Origin of the sequence: Bradyrhizobium sp. USDA 327 (genome assembly GCF_041262065.1) — a bacterium.
Taxonomy (GTDB): Bacteria; Pseudomonadota; Alphaproteobacteria; order Rhizobiales; family Xanthobacteraceae; genus Bradyrhizobium; species Bradyrhizobium liaoningense.
On sequence record NZ_JBGCCW010000001.1, the window covers coordinates 6,238,093 to 6,258,443 of the forward strand.

7 protein-coding genes are annotated in these 20,351 nt (G+C 66.6%); all 7 read left to right on the forward strand.

Annotated features, from left to right (window positions below; translation table 11 throughout):
- Window positions 1-5 precede the first annotated feature (5 nt).
- The 7 genes from ABIA42_RS29505 to ABIA42_RS29535 all read left to right on the forward strand — a co-directional run bounded on the left by ABIA42_RS29505 (window position 6) and on the right by ABIA42_RS29535 (window position 20,315).
- Entirely contained in the window at window positions 6-3,284 is a 3,279-nt protein-coding gene (locus ABIA42_RS29505) for an amino acid adenylation domain-containing protein (protein WP_370118576.1), read from the forward strand.
- Complete coding sequence (locus tag ABIA42_RS29510; RefSeq protein WP_370118573.1) at window positions 3,281-6,487, forward strand: amino acid adenylation domain-containing protein; 3,207 nt, start codon at window positions 3,281-3,283, stop codon at window positions 6,485-6,487. The genes ABIA42_RS29505 and ABIA42_RS29510 overlap by 4 nt, the downstream gene beginning before the upstream one ends.
- Entirely contained in the window at window positions 6,471-15,716 is a 9,246-nt protein-coding gene (locus tag ABIA42_RS29515; protein WP_370118570.1) for an amino acid adenylation domain-containing protein, read from the forward strand. The genes ABIA42_RS29510 and ABIA42_RS29515 overlap by 17 nt, the downstream gene beginning before the upstream one ends.
- Window positions 15,713-16,840 carry a 2-hydroxyacyl-CoA dehydratase subunit D gene (locus ABIA42_RS29520; RefSeq protein WP_370118567.1) on the forward strand — a complete coding sequence of 376 codons (1,128 nt, stop codon included), beginning with the start codon at window positions 15,713-15,715 and terminating at the stop codon, window positions 16,838-16,840. Before ABIA42_RS29515 ends, ABIA42_RS29520 begins: the two co-directional genes overlap by 4 nt.
- Before the next feature lie 69 nt (window positions 16,841-16,909).
- Window positions 16,910-18,070 (forward strand): 2-hydroxyacyl-CoA dehydratase, encoded by a 1,161-nt coding sequence (locus tag ABIA42_RS29525; protein WP_370118565.1) that lies wholly within the window; start codon window positions 16,910-16,912, stop codon window positions 18,068-18,070.
- A 17-nt stretch (window positions 18,071-18,087) separates the two neighbouring features.
- Window positions 18,088-18,891, forward strand: a complete 804-nt coding sequence (locus ABIA42_RS29530; protein WP_370118562.1) for an acyl-CoA dehydratase activase — start codon at window positions 18,088-18,090, stop codon at window positions 18,889-18,891.
- Complete coding sequence (locus ABIA42_RS29535; protein ID WP_370118559.1) at window positions 18,888-20,315, forward strand: KamA family radical SAM protein; 1,428 nt, start codon at window positions 18,888-18,890, stop codon at window positions 20,313-20,315. Before ABIA42_RS29530 ends, ABIA42_RS29535 begins: the two co-directional genes overlap by 4 nt.
- The last annotated feature ends 36 nt before the right edge of the window (window positions 20,316-20,351 follow it).

The window sequence follows — 20,351 nt, forward strand, 5'->3', positions numbered from 1 at the left end:
TCCACATGCGGAGCCAGACGTCACCATTGCGCATCGAGCCTTGCGGCGAGGTCCAGCTCTATCCGCTCTCGTTTCAGCAGGAGCGCGTGCTCTATCTCAACAAGCTGTCGTCGGACGGTCCCTTGTGGAACCGGATCTCCTGCAAGCGGCTGGTCGGTCGACTGGACATCGCCGCGTTGAAGCGGGCGATCGATGCGCTGGTCGAGCGACACGCGGTGCTGAGGACGCGGATCGCACTGATCGCCGGCACGCCATTCCAGTCGAAGCACGACACGCCGGACGGCACGTTCGAGCTCGTAGAGATGCCTGCGCAGGCCGGCGAGGACGAGGCGCGCGCGCTGCTCAACCGCGAATACCAGACGCCGTTCACGCTCGAGGGCGGATGGCTGTTCAAGGTCGTGCTGGTTCGGCGAACCGAGGCGGAGACGTGGCTGATCCTCAAGCTGCACCACATCATCTCCGATGCGACCACGCTGCGGATCCTGTGGGGCGATCTCAAGGTCGCCTACAATGCGGCACTCGCAAGCGCCGCGTTGCCGGGAAAGCCGGCGATCGGCTACTTCGACTACGCGAAATGGCAGCGCAGCCGCTTCGGCGAGGAGAGTACCCGCGTCCAGGAGGCCTATTGGCTCAACCAGTTCGCCGGCCAGCTGCCGGAGCTCGACCTTCCGATCGACGATCACGCGGGCGCGGTGGTGAGTTTCCATGGGGCGCTCGCGCGACATCGCCTGTCGCGCGAACTGACCAAGCGCATTCAGAAGTTCAGCCTGCAAATGCGCGTGATCCCGTTCTCCACCATGCTGAGCGCATGCTACCTGCTGCTGCATCACTACTGCCGCCAGGACGATATCGTCGTCGGATCGGTGTTTTCCGGCCGCCACTACACGCCACAGCTCAAGGCTTTGGCCGGTTTCTTCTCCAACACCGTGGCACTGCGCGCGCGGCTCGATCCCACGCAGACCGTGGAGCAATTCGTCAAGGCGACGCATGCCTCTGTCATCCACGCCTACGAGATGCAGGATTATCCATTCGAGCGCCTCGTCGACAAGCTCGCGCCCGATCGCGGGCGAAAGCAGAACCCGCTCTTCCGCGCCCTGTTCAACATGATCAGCGTGCCGGACGAGACGCAGGCCTTCAGCGGGGTTGAAACTGAGGAGTGGCGCGAGCCGGACATCACGGTCACCCAAGTCGACCTGTTCTTCGACGTTCACATGGGCGCGCACGATTGCGAGCTGCGGATCGAATACAATGCCAATCTCTTCGCGCAGGCGACCGTCCTGCGCATGTTGCGCCACTACGCGACCCTTCTCGACGCGATCACGCGCGCGCCCGATGCGCGCGCCGGCGCGCTTAGCATGCTCGATGACGACGAGCGGCGTCTCGTCCTGTCATTCGCGCAGGGCGAGGCTGCGCCGCCTCCGCCGGCGCCCACCGTCGTCGACCTGCTTGAGGAGCGCGCCGCGCGGGCCCCGGGCGAGCCGGCGATTGTGTCCGCCGCCGGCGTGCTCACCTGCGAACAGGTCAACCGGCGGGTAAATCAGCTCGCCGCGACGCTGGTCGCCTCCGGTGTCGATCACGGCGCTACCGTCGCGGTCCTGCTCGAGCGCTCGCCCGAGATGGTGATTGCCTTGCTGGCGATCCTCAAGGCGGGCGCGGCCTATCTGCCGCTCGATCCGCAGTTCCCGCTGCAGCGCATCCTCTACATCCTGCAGAGCAGCGGCGCGCGCACGCTCCTTCTCCGAGGCGCGGCCGTCTCCGCAGCGGCCGGGGATTCCGCCCTTCCGCCGCTGACCCGCATCTGCGTCGACGAGGAGTCCGCATATTCGGACGACGAGCAAAACCTCGGGCGCGCAGTCGACCCTGCGGGCCCCGCCTACGTCATCTACACCTCCGGCTCGACCGGACGGCCGAAGGGCGTCATCGTCGAGCATCGCGCGCTGATGAACACGCTCGCGTTCCTTGAGGCCCGGTATGCGCTGTCCGACAAGACCATCCTGCTGAAGACCAACTACACCTTCGACGTCGCCGCCGCCGAGCTGTTCGGCTGGCTCTTCGCGCAGGGACGGCTCGCCGTGCTCGACGCGGACGGAGAGAAGGACCCGGCCAAGCTGCTCGCCGCCATCGCGTCCTACGACGTCACGCACATCAATTTCGTTCCGTCCATGCTCGACGCGTTCCTGTCGGCGGTGCGCGATCAGGACGCGCCGACACTCGAGCGGCTGCACTACGTGTTCGCAGCCGGCGAGCCGCTCAAGCCGGAGCTGGTCGACCGGTTCCACGCGAGAGTGCGGGGCGTGCGGCTCGAGAATCTCTATGGCCCGACCGAGGCCGCGATCTATGCCAGCAGGCACGCGCTGCCGCGCGCCGACCGGACGCTCGTGGTTCCGATCGGCCGGCCGTTTCCCAACACCCGGGCGTACATTCTCGACGCGCAGCTCAATTCAGTCGCGGTCGGGTTGACGGGCGAGCTCTGCCTGTCCGGCGCCGGGCTCGCGCGCGGCTATCTCAACGATCCCGCGCTGACCGACGACAAGTTCCGGCCGAACCCGCATTGGCCCGGCGAACGACTCTACCGCACCGGAGACCTGGCGAAATGGAGCGAGGACGGGCTGATCCAATGTCTCGGCAGGTCCGACGGGCAGGTGAAGATCCGCGGTTTCCGCATCGAAATCGGCGAGGTCGAGCGCAAGCTTCGTACCTGCACCGGCGTGGCAGACGTCGCGATCAAGGTGCGCACGGACGGATCGGGCCAGAAGGAGCTCGTCGCCTACCTGGTCATGCAGTCCGGCAGCTTCGCGGCCCAGCCGATCCGCGACGAGCTCGCCGCATGGCTGCCCGCCTACATGATTCCGGCGCATCTGATTGCGATCGAGCGGCTGCCTAGGCTGGCGAACGGCAAGATCAACATGCAGGCGCTCCCGGAGCCGTGGCCGGGCGAGTCCGCGGTCGCACCGGCCCTCGGCGCGGCGACGGAGCTGGAGCAGACCATCATCGACATCGCCGAGCGGCTGCTGAATGCGCGCGGGCTCAACCCGAGCAGCAGCTTCTTCCAGCTCGGCGGCAACTCCCTGCTGACGCTCCGGTTCATCGCAGCAGTCGATGCCGCGCTGGGCACGCGGCTGTCAGTCATCGACTTTCTTGAGTTGCCGACCATCCGAGAGATGGCCGCGCTGGTCGAGAGCTCACGGGCGCGGGCCGAGAGCCGCGCGCCTGATGCGGGCCCGCCATGCGACCCCGGGTCAAGCGCGGCGCCGCGCATCCGCACATGGGAGGGCGCACCGTGACACAGGTCTCGATCCCATCATATCCGCCGATCCCGCCCGGGGGCGTCGGGCCGTATCCGCTGACCTTCCAGCAGGAGAGGGTGCTTCACCTGTGCGAACTCGAGCCTGACAGCTCGATCTGGGACATCAACACCTGCAAGCGCCTGACCGGGCCTTTCGACGCCCGGACACTCAGCCGCTCCATCGAGCTGCTGATCGAGCGGCATCAGGCGCTGCGCACGCGGATCTCTAACCGGGCGAGCGGCGCCACGCAGTCGTTCGACCTGCGCGGCGCGGGCGCGTTCCGCGCGATCGACATCTCGCGCGAGGCACAGAACGGCGTCGAGAGCGCGATCGCGGCGCGCCTGGCGGAGATCTGCCAGAAGCCGATCTCGCGATGGACCTTCGAGGAGCGGCTGTTCGAGGTCGTGCTCCTCGGGCTCGCGCCGCAAGACCACGTCCTGCTGCTGCGCGTCCACCACATCATCGCCGACGCCGCATCCGTCGATCTGCTCTGGCGCGATCTCACCGCCATCTACAACGGACTGGTCGGGGGTGCGGCGGACGGGCTGGCGCCGGTACGCCTTGACTACGCCGATTACGCGGTCTGGCAGCGGCGCCAGTTCGCGCCCGAGCGGCCGCTGGAGCAGGAGGCCTACTGGCTCGACCAATTCCGCGACGAGCCGCCGGCGCTCGACCTGCCGACGGACGCGGCTCCTTCCGCGGCCGTCTCGTTCAAGGGCGGGCTCGAGATCGTCGAGATCGACAAGGACCTGATTGACGATTTTCAGCGGATCGGCTGGGAGCGGCGGGTCATCCTGTTCTCGAGCCTGTTTTCCGCCTATCTCGTGCTGCTGCACAAGATCTGCCAGCAGGACGACATCACCACCGGGGTGCTGTTTTCCGGCCGGCACTATGCGGCCGACCTCAACGAGACGGTCGGCTTCTTCGTCAACATTACCGCGGTGCGGGTCGACGTGCGCCGCGATTGCACGTTCGACCAGCTCGTGCAGATGGTGCATGCGCAGGTCGAAGCCGCCTATTGCATGCAGGACTATCCGTTCGAGCGGCTGGTGCAGAGGCTGGCGCCGCGGCGGGGGGAAGGGCGCGTCCCGCTCGTTCGCACCATGTTTAACGTGGTGCGCAACGCCGAGGACGAAACGCTGTTCGCCGGCCTCGACGGGGCGCGCTCCATCGACGTGGCGACGCAGACGAATGCCGTCCAGGTCGACCTGATCTTCGACCTCCACTGGGGGACCAAAGGCGCGGAGATCCGCATCGAGCACAACACTGATCTGTTGCGCAAGGAGACAGTGCTACGGCTCGCCGGCCACTACATCACGCTGCTGCGCCTGCTTCGCGGCGGCTGGAACGTGCCTGTGGCCGAGCTCGGCCTGGTCGAGGAGACCGAGCGGCGCCAGCTGGTCGACGGCTGGAATCCGCCGCCCACGCCCTATCCGCCTACGAAATGCGTGCACGAGCTGTTCGAGGCGCAGGTCGCCAGGAAAGGCGACACGCTCGCCGTCGTGGACGGCGAGCGTGCCTTGACCTACGCGCAGCTCAACGCCGAGGCGAACGGCCTGGCCAAGGCCCTGCGCGAGCGCGGCGTCGGCCCTGATGGCATCGTGGCGATCCTCGGCGAGCGTTCGGCCGAGATGGTGATCGGCCAGCTTGCGATCCTCAAGGCGGGCGGCGCCTATCTGCCCGTCGCGCGCAACAGCCCGGCAAGAAGGGTGCAGGAGATACTCGACGACGCCGCGCCGCGGGCGCTGATCCGCGCCGATGACGACGAGCCGGCGCTCGATTTCACCGGCCCCGTCTTCCGGCTGGGCAAGACCGGCGCGGCCGGCGCCTACGAGGTCGACACGGCGAGCGGGACGGGGCCGTCGAACCTCGCCTATGTGATCTACACGTCGGGATCGACCGGGACGCCGAAAGGGGTGATGGTGGAGCACGCCAGCGTCGTCAACCTGGCGACCAACATGGATTACATGCGTCTCGTCGCGGACGACCGCATCCTGCAGACCGGGGTACCTTCATTCGACGCCACCACGTTCGAGATCTGGGGCGCGCTTCTCAATGGGCTTCGGCTCTATCTCGCCGGCGACGACGTGCTGCTGGACGCCGCGAGACTCGGCGCGTTTCTCGCCGAGAACCGCATCACGGTCATGTTCTGCGTGCCTGCGCTGTTCAACCATCTGGTGGAGGCGGATGCGAGCGTTTTCCGACCGCTTCGTTACGTGCTTTCCGGTGGCGACGTGCTGTCGCTCAAGCATGTCGAGCTCGCCCGCAAGGCGAACCCGCGACTCACCGTGATCAACGCCTACGGGCCGACCGAGAACACCACCTTCTCGACCTGCTATCCGATCACTCGCGGCGAGCTGCGCACGGTCCCGATCGGCAAGCCGATCCCCAACTCGCGTGCCTATGTTCTCGATCGCGAGATGATGCTGTCGCCGGTCGGCGCAATCGGCGAGCTCTTCGTCGGTGGCGTCGGGCTGGCGCGCGGGTATCTCAACTGTCCCGCGCTGACTGCCGAACGGTTCGTGGCGGATCCGTTTGTACCGGGACAGCGCCTATATCGGACCGGCGATCTGGTGAGGCGGCGCTCGGACGGCATGCTCGAGTTCATCGGCCGGGCCGATCGGCAGGTGAAAATCCGCGGGTTCCGCACTGAGCCGGGCGAGATCGAAAATCGCCTGCTCGAGCTTCCCGGCGTCAGGGAGGTCGCGGTCTTGCCGGTGCCCGGCGAGGATGGCAACCAGCAACTTTGCGCGTATTTCGCCGCCGACACCGCGGTCGGCGCCGCCGCGCTGCGCGCGCACCTGGCGACCCTGTTGCCCGGCTACATGGTACCGGCCAGTTTCTGCCGGGTCGAGCGGTTGCCGTTGACCGAAAGCGGCAAGATCGACCCGAGGGCGTTGCCGCTGCCGGAAGCTGGCGGCGAGATCAAGGACAGGGTGCCAGTGCGCGGTGCGGAGGAGATCGGCATCGCTCGCATCTGGTGCGAGCTCCTGGGCAGGGCCGAGGTCTCCGCCAGCGACAACTTCTTCGCACTTGGCGGGCATTCGCTGCAGGCAAGCGCGCTGGCATGCCGGCTGACGGCGGAGTTCGGCGTCCCTGTCTCGCTGCGAATGGTGTTCGACGCGCCGACCGTGGAGGAGCTCGCCTTGGCGATCGTGAGTTGCAAGCCGGGGGAGGTCTCCCATGCGATCGTCCGCTAAGCCCGCGGTACGCCCGGCCTCTGCAAACCAGAGTCGTATGTATGTGCTTAATCGGCTGTCGCCTGAGGGCACGGCGTACAACGTCCCGCTCGCCCTTCGGCTCGAGGGACCGCTCGACGTGCGCCAGCTGCGCCGGGCCCTGGCGGCGCTCGTCGCGCGCCACGCCAGCTTGCGCACCGCGTTCACGGTCGCGGGCGACGCAGTGGTCCAGAAGATCAAACCCCATGTCCGCGTAGCGCTGCCGGTCCTCGTCGCCGGTGATAATGCCGATGTCGAACGGATCAAGTCAGCATTCGTACGGCCGTTCGATCTTCATCGCGCGCCTCTGCTGCGCGCCTGTCTGATCCGGCTGGAGCACGCCGAGCATGTGCTCCTGATCGACCTGCATCACATCATCTGCGACGGGGTATCGGTTGACGTGCTTAGCCGGGACCTCGGCCGGCTCTACGGCGGACAGCGTCTCGATCCTCCATCCGCCGACTATGCAGAGTTCGCCGAGTCGCAGCGGCAGTTTGCTTGCACCGCGCAGGCAAAGGCGCAGGAGGCCTACTGGCTCGCCCTCCTCGCCGATCCGCCTGAGCTGAGGCTGCCGACCGACGCCACGCGAACGGCGGCGCATTCGTACGCCGGCGCGAGAATTTTCACCCGACCGAGCGCCGAGCTTGTTACCGCGCTGCGCGGCCTCGCGGCGCGCGGCCGCGCGTCCATGTACATGGTTCTCCTCGCCGCATACTGCATCCTATTGGCGAGATATGCGGGGCACGACGATGTCGTCCTCGGGACATTGGTGGCCGGCCGGCAGGAGGAAAGATTCCGCGACGTCGTCGGTCTGTTCGTCAACACTTTGGTGCTGAGGAGTTGGCCGAAGGGCGAACTGGCTTTCATCGAATATCTAAAGGAGGTGCGGGGTAGTTGTCTGAGCGCGTTCGAGAACCAGGATTTTCAGTTCGAGGAACTGGTTAATCGGATCGCGCCGGCGCGCAATCTTGCGCGCAATCCGCTGTTCGACACCATGTTCTGTGCGCTCACGCAACAGCCCGGGATCGGGCGCTACGGTGCGATCGAGTTCAGCCGGTACGAGCTCGACTACCACATCGCGAAGTTTGACCTCAGCCTGACCGTCATCGAAGAACAGGATGGCGGGCTCATGCTCGAGCTCGAGTACCGCACCGACCTGTTTCGCAGGGATACGATCCAACGAATGTCCGCCCACTATCTCAATATCCTCGCACGCGTGACTGCCGATCCGCGCGTGAAGCTGTCAGAGATCGACATGCTGACTGCGGATGAGTACCGACTGACGGCCCCTGCGCACTGGCAGACAGGCGAGACGAACGTGCTCGATCTCTTCCTCACGCAGGTCCGCGCCGCTCCGGGGGATTGTGCCGTCTCGTCGTCCGCGGGTGACCTGAGTTACGGCGAACTCCATCGGCGCTCGACCGCTTGGGCCGCAAGGCTGCAGCGGAACGGTATCGGCCCCGGCAGTCTCGTCGCCGTGGCGGCCTCGCCGTCGGCCGACATGCTCGTCGCGCTTTTTGCCATTCTCAAATGCCGCGCGGCCTTTCTGCCGATCGATCCCGCCACGCCCGCCGAGCGGTTCGAGCGCATTCGCGCCGATTCCGGCGTCGCCCTGCTGTTGAGCGACGGTCAGGCGGATTGGCCCGCGTGCCCCGGCGTCCTCGTGATCCGGCTCGGCGAAGAGATCGAACATAGCAGCCATGACCCTCTGCCGCCCGCACAGATCAGGCCGGAGGATCCAGCGTACGTCCTATATACATCAGGGTCGACCGGCACGCCCAAAGGCGTCATGATCTCCCACGCGGCGCTTGCCAACTACGTGACTTGTGCGACGGCGACTTACGAGGCTGGCCGGGACACGCCATTCGCGCTGCATTCCCCGTTGTGGGTCGACCTGACCATCACGTCGCTGTTCGTGCCGCTCACGAGCGGCGGGTGCTGCGTGGTCTATCGCTGCACCGATGCGCTCGGACTGACGCGCGCGATCGTGCGGGACGATCGGGTCGAGCTCCTGAAGGTGACGCCCTCGCATCTCGCCCTCCTGCTTGAGGTGCTGCGCGATTGCGATCGGGTTCCTAAGAGGCTGCGCAAGATCATTGTAGGAGGCGAGGACTTTAAGTCCAGCTTGGCCGCCGAGATCGATGCGGGCTTTCACGGGCGGGTCGAGCAGTTCAACGAATACGGCCCGACGGAAGCGACGGTCGGATGCACGATCCATCGCTATGAGCCCGTGGATAGGTCTTTGTCGGTGCCGATCGGCAGGGCGATCGACAACACGAGCGTCTTCGTTCTCGACGGCCATGGCAACCGGGTGCCGGTGGGCGTCACAGGAGAGCTCTACATCGCGGGTCTCTGCCTCGCCAATGGCTATCTCAACGACCCCGAGCGCACGGCCCAGCGTTTCGTGACCAGGCGCATCGGCGACGACGTCATTCGCATGTACCGCACCGGCGATCTGGCGCGGCTCGCTGCGGACGGCACCCTGCACTACCTCGGACGCAACGACGATCAGGTGAAGATCCGCGGCTACCGGATCGAGCTGGGCGAGGTCGAGGCACATGTTCGCCGCCTGGCTGGAGTGACGGCCACGGTCGTGACCACGTGGCATGACAGCGCCGGCGATGCCCGGCTGTGCGCCTATGTTGTGATGGATAACCACGCGTCGGCAACTGATTTGCGGGCGCAGCTTGCGCAGCAACTGCCGGCCCACATGCTGCCGACCTGGTTCGTTTCGCTCTTGGCGCTTCCGCTGGCGCGCGGCGGCAAAGTCGACAAGAAGGCGCTCCCCGATCCGCGGGAGCTCACGCTCTCCGGCCGTCCCTATGCCCCGCCCCGTTCGCCAATCGAGCTCGCGATGGCGAGGATCTGGGAACAGGTCCTGGGTCTAGAAAGGGTGGGGGTCGATGACAATTTTTTCGAGCTGGGCGGCCAGTCGCTCAAGGCGACCATCATGGTGGCGATGATCGAGCGCGAGCTGCGCGCCAAGCTCGAGCTCCGCGACGTGTTTGCCCATCCCGTCATTCGCGAGCTCGGGGAGCTGCTGGCGCCTAGCGGTCAGGGGCTGTCGGCCGACATCAAACCGGTCGGTGCGCAGCCGCACTATCCGGTGTCGTCGGCGCAGAAAAGGCTGTGGATCCTCAATCAGATGGCTCCCGACGACGTCCAGTACAACGTCCCGTGGGCGATCGCGGTCAAGGGACCGTTCGACCGTGCGCGATGGCATCGGGCGTTCGCGGCGCTCGTCGCCCGCCACGAGGCATTGCGGACTTCGTTCGCGCTGAACGAGGGCGAGATCGTCCAGATCGTCCATCCTCGCGTCAACTTCGCGTTCGAGCCGCTCTCAGCAGACAGGCTTTCGACCGTCGCGCAGACGATGGCCCGCTTCGTCCGACCGTTCGATCTCGCCAGTGCGCCCCTGATCAGGGCCGCGTTTCTAGCCGATGCGCCGGACGCTCACACCATCGTTGTCGATTCGCATCACATCGTGTCTGATGGCATCTCGCTCGAGATCATCCTGGAGGATCTCGTCGCGGCCTATCGCGGCGAGTCGATCGAGGCGGCGTCCGTCCAGTACAAGGAATACGCGGTGTGGCAGCGTGTCAATGCGGGCAGCGCCGCGATCTGTGCGCAACGCGAGCACTGGAAGCAAGTTTTTGCGGGAGAACCGCCGGTGCTCGACCTCCCGGCCGATTTTGCGCGTCACGCCGTCCAATCCTTCGCCGGCGACCTTGTGAAGTTCCGGCTTGACGCGCCGGTGATCGAACGGCTGCGGGCGATCAATCGGCGCTGCGGCACGACCATGCACATGCTACTGCTCGCCGCCTACACAGTACTGTTGGCGAAATACGCCGGCCAGGACGATATCGTAGTCGGCACGCCGGTCGCTGGGCGCAACCATGCGGCCCTGCAGCGGATCGTCGGCATGTTCGTCAACACTCTGGCGCTGCGCAACCAGCCGCGCGACGAGCTGCCGTTCGCCGAGTTCCTCGCCCGTGTGCGTGATCGCGCGCTGGAAGCCTACGCCAATCAGGACTACCAGTTCGACGAACTGGTCGAGCAACTGGCAGTCGAGCGGAATCTCAGCCGTAATCCGCTGTTCGACACTGTTTTCGCTATGGTCGCTCACGACCGACGATCATTTGAGGTCGACGGCGCGAGGATCGAGCCGCTCGACTTCGACTTGATGATCTCCAAGTTCGACCTGACGCTACTCGCCGCCGAGCGGGACGGCGGCATCGATTTCGAGCTCGAATACTGTACCCAGCTCTTCCGCCGCAGCACCATGGAGCGGCTCGCCGCGCACTACCGGCACATCCTCGAGCAAATCAGTGTCGATCCCAGTTGCCGGATCGCAGAGCTCGACCTGCTGACCGCGGCCGAACGCCGCCAACTTCTGGTCGAATTCAACGACACCAGCCGCCCCTATCCGGCGGAGCAGACCATTCACGGGCTGATAGAGGCGCAGGCGAGGCGCACGCCGGATCATCCTGCGATCGTCTTTAAGGGGGCGGCTCTCACCTATCGTGAGATGGATTGCCGGGCCAACCAGATGGCCCGCCGTCTGGCCGCACGCGGTGCGGCCGCCGGGCAAACGGTTGCGATCATTGCCGGTCCGTGCACAGGGATGATCGTCGGCGTGCTCGGAATCCTGAAGGCTGGATGCGCCTATCTGCCGATAGATCGCGACTGCCCGCCCGATCGTGCCGGTGCCATGATGAGCGACAGCTGCACCTGCGTCGTCGTGACCGCCGGCGGCGCCGAGTGGCGGGACACCTCGCGGCCGGTGATTGATCTTGAGGCCCCCGACGTCTACCAGGGAGACGACTCCGCTCTCGACGCCCGCGTCGGTCCGCACGATCCCGCCTACCTGATCTACACCTCGGGCAGCTCCGGAACTCCTAAGGGGGTCCTGATCGAGCATCACTCGGTCAACAACCTGTGCACCTGGCACAACGAGACGTTCGCCGTGACGGCAGCGGACCGTGCCACCAAGTTCGCCCGCTTCGGGTTCGACGCGTCGGTGTGGGAGATCTTTCCCTACCTGCAGGCGGGTGCGGAGCTGCACGTTATCGATGAGGATGTCCGGATCGATCTGCCGAGGCTCAACCGGTATTTCGAGAACAACGCGATCACCGTCAGCTTCCTGCCGACGCAGATCTACGAGCTGTTCGGCGAGCTCAAGAACACCTCGCTGCGAATCCTGCTGACCGGCGGAGACCGTCTGCGCCTGTTCAGGCCAACACGGTACCGCGTCGTCAACAACTACGGGCCGACCGAGAGCTCCGTCGTCGCCACCAGCGCGATGGTCACCGAGGCGTCCGAGCACATCCCGATCGGCCGGCCAATCTTCAACACGCGGGCCTATGTGCTCGGCCGGGCCGACGCGCTGGTGCCGATCGGCGTCCCGGGCGAGTTGTGCATCTCGGGCGCGGGCCTCGCGCGTGGCTACGTGGGCGATGCCGCTCGGACGGCGGAGAAATTCGTCGCCAATCCGTTCGAGCCGGGTAGCCTGATGTACCGGACCGGCGACGTGGTGCGCTGGCTGCCCGACGGCAGTCTCGAGTTCATCGGTCGCACCGATAATCAGATTAAGGTGCGCGGCTGCCGCATCGAGCCGCGCGAGATCGAGGCCGCGATCCTCGCGCATGACGCCGTAAAGGACGCGGTCGTGGTCGCGCGCGACGACCGGGACGGCAACAAGCACCTATGCGCCTGCGTGGTCTGGCAGGCCGACGAAGAGCCGGCCGAGCTGCGCGCGTATCTCGCGAAGCGGCTGCCCCACTACATGGTGCCTGCGCAACTGTTCGCGGTGGAGAGCATCCCGCTCAACGCGCGCGGCAAGATCGACCTCGCCGGGCTGCCGGCGCTCGACAGCAGCAGCGCGGCCGCGCGCGGCACGGTGATGCCGCGCACCGATGCCGAGCGGCGGCTGGCGAACATCTGGTGCGGCGTGCTGGAGCGCGAGCACGTCGGAATCGACCACAATTTCTTCGAGATCGGCGGCGATTCGCTGCGAGCCACGATCATGCTCGCCAAGGCCAACAAGGAGTTCGCGACCGATTTGGCGCTCCGCGTCGTGTTCGATCATCCGACCGTCGCGTCGCTCGCCCGCTGCTTCGAGAACGTCGCGGCACACGATCGCGCGGTGCTCAAGCCGGCGCCGCCGTCGTTGCACTACCCGACCACGCCGACGCAGGCACTGCTGCACGCGGTGTGCAGCTCACGAAAGGGCGTGGAGTACAATCTGCCGTTCGCGTTCAGGCTGCGCGGCGAGCTGGATCCGGCGCGGCTGCAGACGGCCTTCCGGCGGCTGACGGAGCGGCACGAGGCGTTCAGGACCTCGTTCCGCATGGTGGCGGGGCGGCTGAGGCTGCAGGTCGCGCCGCGTGTCGAGCTCGCGCTCGAGCGGCTTCCCGAATGCGACGAGCACGACCTCGAAGAGGTGGTGCGCGATTTCATCCGGCCGTTCGACCCCGCGACGGCGCCGCTGATCCGCGCCGCGCTGGTGCCGCTCCGCGGCGGCGACCATGTGCTAATGATCGACGTGCATCACCTCGTCAGCGACGGCACCTCGATGGGGCTGATGTACAAGGAGATCGCCGAGCTCTACGCCGGCGCGCAGCCGGCGCTCCCCGCTGCGACGTTCAAGGATTTCGCCGCGTGGCTCGACGGCCACCTGAAGTCCGACAAGGTGCGCGCGCAGGAGAAGTACTGGCTCGAACTGTTCGCCGACGCGCCGCCGCTGCTGCGGCTCGACACCGACTATCCGCGTCCCGAGGCGTTCTCGTTCGCCGGAGGCCGGCTGCGCTTCGAGGTGGACCAGCAAACTCACGTCGCTCTTAAGGCGCTGTGCGCGCGGCATGGCGTGACGCTCTACATGCTGCTGCTGGCCGCCTACGACGTCCTGCTCTCGAAATACAGCGGCGCTGAGGACGTCATCGTCGGCGTGCCGACGTCCGGCCGCTACCTGGCGGACGTGCAGGACGTGATCGGCATGTTCGTCAGCACCCATGCGACGCGCAGCCGGCCGCGCCGGGAGCTACGCTTCGACGAGTTCCTTGAGCACGTGAAGGCCGACGTTCTGGGCACGCTCGAGCATCAGGAATACCCGCTGTGGAACTTGATGGTCTCCCACATGATCCGGCGCGGCGGCAAGCCGCTGTTCACGACGATATTCGTGGTGCAGGACCAGACCTTCGTGGCGATGCAGGTGCCCGGGGTCAGCGTCGAGGAGATGGATGCCGGCTACCACGTCTCCAAGTTCGACCTGACGCTGGGGGCGCTGGAACGGGCGAGCGGCATCGCGTTCGAGCTCGAGTACAGCACCGAGCTGTTTCGCCGCTCGACCATGCGCAGCCTCGCCGACCGCTACCTGCACCTTCTGGCGCAGATCGTCGCCGATCCGGCCATGCGGCTGGGCGACATCGCGCTGGCGACCGACGCAGAGAGGCGGCAGGTCCTGGAGACGTTCAACCCGCCGAGCCGCGCCGCGGATGACGACCGCACTGTGTTGCACCTGTTCGAGCACTGGGCGCAGGTCGCGCCAACGCGCGTCGCCGCCCTGTGCGGCGGGACGCAGGCGACGTTCGGCGAGGTTGACCGGCGCGCCAACCGGTTGGCCCGGCATCTCGTGCGGTCCGGCGTGCAGTCGGGCGATCGCGTCGCCATCATGGCGCGGCCCTCGTTCGAGATGATCGTCGCCATCCTTGCGGTGTGGAAGGCGTCCGCCGCATACGTTCCGGTGGGGTGCGACTGGCCGGAGCAGCGCCTCGCGTTCGTCCTGGCGGACAGCGGCGCACCGCTGCTACTTGGCGACGCGCGATCGCGCCGGCCACGCTGCGCCGTGCCATTCGTCGATATCGCCGGCGCGGCCGCGCTGGAAGCGGACGATTCGAGCCTCGATCGGTGGCCTGACGGCGCGGCGCTTGCGCTGGTCGAGTACGCCGCGGACCGCGATGGCGTCCTCAAAGGTATCATGATCGAGCAGCGGTCCTTGCGCGAGCGATGCCGCTGGTACGTCGAGCGCTTCGCCGTCGCGCCGGACGATCGCGGCGTCAAATACGGCGATGTCGCCGGGCGGTCGTCGTCCCTCGAGCTGTGGCCGTTCCTGGGCGCCGGCGCAGCGGTCTTGATACTGCCGGACGAGACGGCGCGCGACGGGCGATTGCTCGACGATTTTCTCCGGCGGAACGGCCCGACCCACGCCTGGCTGCCGGCGCCGCACTGCGAGAGGCTGGCGCGGCTCGAGAATGAGACGCTGCGTTTCGTGCTGACCTGCGGCGGCCATGTGGGAGCGGTGCGGCGGGGCAAGTACGAGCTTGTGCGATGCGCCGGCCCCGCCGAGACCACGGTGTTGGCGACGAGCCTCCCGGTGCGCGGCACCGGGGCGGGCGACAACATCGGCAAGCCGGCCGGGTTGTCACATATCCGGATCCTCGGCCATGACGACGGCATGTTGCCGGTCGGCGTGAGCGGCGAGCTGTGCGTCGCCGGCGCCGGCGTTGCGGCCGGCTACTGGGACGATGCGGAGACCACGTCGCGCCAATTCGAGCCGTGTCCGCATGGGGCGCCGGGCCGGATGTTTCGCACCGGCCAGTCGGCGCGCTGGCTCGCCGACGGTACCATCGCGTTGACCGGGCCGGTGATGGAGGCGAGCATCGACGGCCACCGCGTGTCGCTTGCCGAGATCGAGTGCCTGCTGCGATCGAACGGCGCCATCGACGACGCCGTCGTGGTATTCGACGACCGCGATCCGCTGAGCGAGCGGCTGGTCGCCTTCATCGTGGTCCGCGGCACCGGGCCGGTGCCGGCCCAGTCGTTCGTCCAGGCGGTGTGGCACCACCTCGCGCAATGGCTGCCGCCGGCGATGATTCCCGACACCTACATGCAGGTCGGCGCGATCCCGCGCGACCTCGACGGGCGCGTGCAGCGCGAGCAGTTGCCGCTTCCCGAACTGGCGCCGGAGCCGGCCGCAGCCTCGCCCCCGTCCGTTGCCAAGGTGGCCGAGATCGTCGGGGACGTGCTGGGCGTCGACACGATTTCCCCGGACGAGGACTTGTCGGCGCTCGGTATGACATCCTTGGCGGCCGCGCGGCTGGCGACCCGCATCCATTCGAGCTTCGGCGCCGCACCCGACCTCTGCCGGATTCGGTCTGCCCCGACGATCTCGGCCATTTCCAACGCCATCGAGGCATCTGGGAGCCCGTCATGAGCACCGCAACCGCCGTGCAGGATGCCATTCGCGACGTCGTCGACCTGCACCGAGATCGGCTCGAGCTGCTGCGCGCCCGCCCGGAACCGAAGCTCGGATTCGTGTCGATTCACACGCCGGAGGAAATTCTTCTCGCCGCGGGAGCGATCCCGTTTCGCATCACCGGGGAACAAGCGAACACGAGCGATGCCGCCGCGCGACTGAGCGCCAACTACTGCTCGTACGTGCTGGGCTGTCTAAGCGAAGGGATGGACGGCGTCCATGACTTCGCCGACGGCGTCGTGTTCGTCAACGGTTGCGACATGCGCAAGCGCCTGTGCGAGGCGTGGGCGTGCGATGTGCCCGGCCAGTCGGCGTATTATCTCGATCTGCCCGGGGATGCCAGCGACCTTTCGAAGGCCTACTTCGCGACCCAACTGCGCAAGCTGATCGGGGCGCTCGAGCGGCGCTATGACCGCAAGATCGGCGACGATGCGCTCGGGCGGGCGATCGAGACGTGCAACCGGTTGCGCGCGCTGGTACAGGAACTCGATCGCCATGCCCGCAACGGCAGGCGGGTGCTGTCGGGCGGCGAAGCGATCGGGGTCGTCAAGGCGGCGACAACGGGGCTCAAGGACGCGTTCAACCACCGCGTCGCGACCCTGCTCGACGCGCTCAAGGCCTCCGACTCCATGCCCCGGCGGCGGCCGCATCGCGTCATGATCTGCGGCAGCTACTTCGATCACCAGGGTATCATCGACACCATCGAGGACACCGGCGCCGAAGCGATCTGCGCCGACATCAGCAACGGAGCGAAGTACTTCGAAGGCCGCATCGATCCCGACGCCGAGCCGGTCGCGGCGATCGCCGCCTACTATCTCGACAAGCACACGAGCGCGCGCCGCCTCGATACCGATGTGAGGATGCGCCACATGCTCGAGCTGGTGCGCGCCTACGGCGTCGACTCGGTCATCTATTACGTTCTCAAGTTCTGCGACACCAACCTGCACGAATACCCCTACATCCAGCAGAGGCTGCAGGCCGAGAAGATCCCGGTGCTGTTCATCGAAGGCGAGCGCAACGCGACGAACATCGCCGGTACGCGAACGCGAATTCAGACATTTCTGGAATCCCGGATGACATGAGGTGACGCCGTGAGAACCGAGAGACGCGAAGGAGAGCGCGCAGCGCAATATCAGAACCTGCTCGGCCTGATGGGCGAGCCGCATGCCGATGAAGCCGAGGCCCCCCAGGCCCTGCGCAAGGCAATCCGCATGCGCTCGGTGATGAACTGCCATCGCCTGGCCGACGCCTACCGCGACGACTCCAAGGTCGCGTACGTGTCCGAGCAGTTTCCCACCGAGGTCGTGTTCGCGGCGGGCGCGATGCCGTGGAACATCGAATCAATGGCGATCATGCTCGCCCAGTCGGTCGACGTGAACCGCATCTTCCAGCTGACGCAGGAGAAGGGGCTGTCACGCGACATCTGCTCGTTCCTGCGCGGGCCGTACGGCATGATGCTGGCCGATTGCTATCCGACGCCGGACGTCGTCCTGACCAACGACCAGCCGTGCGAGGGCCTCGCCAAGGAGATGTGCCTCGCCGGGAAGCGATTCGACGTGCCGGTGATCGCGCTAAACACCCCGGAATCGCTCGACGAGGACGCAATCGGCTACGTCGCAGGGCAGATCGAGCGGATGCGAGAGAGGATGGCGGCGGAGCTCGGACTCGAGGGGAGTTCCGAGTCCCTGCAGCGGGCGGTCGCGTTCTCCAACGAGGCCCGCGAGTACTACCGCAAGACGGTGGCACTGCTCGAGACCCACAAGCTTCCCGGCGTCTCGCGCGAGCTGCAGGAGATCTTCGGGATGAATTATTTCGGCGCGCGGGAGAACGTGACCCTATGCAAGGCGCTGTACCAGGCGGCCGCCGACCTTGCTAAGGACGCGCCGGGCGGCGGCAAGCGCGTTATGTGGATCGGCCAGGTCCCTGAGGAGACACACGAGTTGTTGCGCCACATGAGCCGCGTGGTCGAGATCCTCTACTGGGCGCCCCTGTGGAACGCCAATCTCCGCAGCCTCGATGAGAGCCGGCCGCTGCACAGCATCGCCGAGCGGGCGATCCTCTACCACTGGAATGCGGAGCGGATGTCCGTCGAGCTGGAGAGGATCTGCGATCGCTTCTCTGTCGAAGGCTTTGTGATCGTCAACGTGTGGGGATGCCGAAGCATCGCCGGCATCAGTCCGATGCTCAGGGATTTCGCCGCAAAGCGCAAGATCAAGCACATCACGATCAATGCCGACCTGGTCGACCGCAACAACTACGCGTTTAACCACGTTAAGAACCGGGTCGACGCTTTTCTCGAGTTGATGCAATAGGATGGAGGCGCAACAACATGATCACGGTAGGCATCGACGTCGGCTCGCTATCGACGAAGTCCGCCCTCATGAACAATCGCCTGGAGGTGATCGCATCGGACGTGGTGCTGACCGGAGGCACCAACCGGGCGGCGGCCGAGACCACCTACGAGCAGGTGCTGGCCAAGGCCGGGCTCAGGCGCCACGACGTCGGCTTCGTGGTCACGACCGGGTACGGGCGGGAGAACATCACGTTCGCCGACAAGCACCTCTCGGAGATCACCTGCCACGGGCTCGGCATGCACCTCATCAATCCGGAGATCCGCACGATCCTCGAGATCGGCGGCCAGGACAGCAAGGCGATCCGGATCGACGAGCACGGGAACGTCGAGAACTTCGCCATGAACGACAAGTGTGCGGCCGGCTGCGGCAGGTTCCTCGAGGTCACCGCGCGGGCGATGGGGGTCCCGCTCGACCAGCTCGGCGAGGTGTCGGCGCGCTCGCAGAACACCGTGCGGATCAGCAATACCTGCACGGTCTTTGCCGAGACCGAGGTCGTCTCCCTGGTCGCGGTCGGGACACCCATTCCGGACATCGTGCGCGGCGTCCACAACTCGATCGCGGCGCGCGCCGCCTCGCTGCTGCGCACCGTGACGATCAGCGGCCGGGTCGGGATGAGCGGGGGAGTGGCGCTCAATTCCGGCGTCGTGCGGGCGCTCGCCGACGCGCTCAAGACCGACATTTACGTGGTGGACAACCCGCAGGTCAGAGGCGCGATCGGTGCGGCGTTCATCGGCCAGCGGCGCCGCGCGCCGCCTAGCGCGCCACGGAGGCGCTCATGAACCTGTGTGGCACGAAGATGGGCCGTTACCAGGCGATCGGCCGGCACAACATCGGCAAGCTGCCGGAATGGGCCGCCCTCGACCCCGACCTGCGCGAGGCCATCCAGGTCGTCGCGCAGGTGCTGCCGTTCCGCGCCAACCGTTACGTGGTCGAGAACCTGATCAATTGGTCCAAGGTCCCCGACGACCCGATCTTCCGGCTAATCTTCCCGCAGCGAGAGATGCTCGACGCCGACGAGTTCGGCGAGGTGAAGCAATGCCTGCGCGAGAATGACAGCGAAGCACTGGCCAGGACCGTCCGCAGCATCCGGCTGGCGCTCAATCCGCATCCGGACGGGCAGCTCACCCACAACGTGCCGATCGTGGCGGGACGGCCCCTCTGGGGCCTGCAGCACAAGTACCGCGAGACCGTGCTGTTCTTTCCGTTTCAGGGACAGACGTGCCATTCCTACTGCACGTATTGCTTCCGCTGGGCGCAATTCGTCGACATGGACGGCCTCAAGTTCGCTCGCAAGGATGCCACCGACCTGGTCGCCTATCTCAAGGTCCACCCCGAAGTGACCGACGTGCTCGTCACCGGCGGCGACCCCATGGTGATGCGCGCGCCGGTGCTGCGGAAGTACATCGAGCCGCTGCTCGATCCCGCGCTCGAGCACGTTCAGACGATCCGCATCGGTACCAAGGCGGTCGCCTCGTGGCCGTATCGCTTCGTGTCGGACGACGATGCGGACGACTGCCTGCGGCTGTTCGAGCAGATCGTCGCCGCCGGGCGGCATCTCGCCGTCATGGGGCACTACTCGCATCCGGCCGAGCTCGCGCCGGAGATCGCCCGCGAGGCCATCCGCCGCATCCGCGCGACCGGCGCGCAGATCCGCATGCAGACGCCGCTGATCCGCCATGTGAATGACAACCCCGAGGCGTGGGCCGCGCTGTGGCGGACGGGCGTGCGGCTCGGGCTTGTTCCCTACTACATGTTCGTCGAGCGGGACACCGGCGCGCGCAAGTACTTCGAGGTGCCGCTGGTGCGGGCGCTCGACGTCCATCGACAGGCGCAGGCGCGTGTGTCCGGCCTCGGTCGCACCGCGCAGGGCCCGTCGATGTCGGCGTTCCCCGGCAAGGTACGGATTCTCGGCTCGGTCACGCTGCGCAGCCTGCTCGACGACTGCGCGGCCGCCGCGCTGGCGGCGCTGCCGGCGCGTGCCGGGGCGGCCGATCCGGACACGCCGATGCTGATCTGCGATTTCCTCCAGGCGCGCGATCCGGCCTTCGATCGCACGCTCTTCGTCGCCGCGTGCGACCCGGACGCGACCTGGCTCGATCATCTGCGGCCCGTCGGGAGGCAAGATCGGTTCCCGTTCGACTGCTGGACCGACAACGGCCGGAGCCACCGGCTGCAGTCGGAGACGGAGTGTCTGCTGCATTGACGTACGACAAAGCCCCCGGCCAATTCCTGAGTGGCG

Excerpts from the sequence above, each read along its gene's own strand:
- ABIA42_RS29505 (WP_370118576.1), top strand. The coding sequence starts at position 6 with ATGCGGAGCCAGACGTCACCATTGCGCATCGAGCCTTGCGGCGAGGTC.
- ABIA42_RS29515 (WP_370118570.1), top strand. The coding sequence starts at position 6,471 with ATGCGATCGTCCGCTAAGCCCGCGGTACGCCCGGCCTCTGCAAACCAG.
- ABIA42_RS29520 (WP_370118567.1), top strand. The coding sequence starts at position 15,713 with ATGAGCACCGCAACCGCCGTGCAGGATGCCATTCGCGACGTCGTCGAC.
- ABIA42_RS29525 (WP_370118565.1), top strand. The coding sequence starts at position 16,910 with ATGGGCGAGCCGCATGCCGATGAAGCCGAGGCCCCCCAGGCCCTGCGC.
- ABIA42_RS29530 (WP_370118562.1), top strand. The coding sequence starts at position 18,088 with ATGATCACGGTAGGCATCGACGTCGGCTCGCTATCGACGAAGTCCGCC.
- ABIA42_RS29535 (WP_370118559.1), top strand. The coding sequence starts at position 18,888 with ATGAACCTGTGTGGCACGAAGATGGGCCGTTACCAGGCGATCGGCCGG.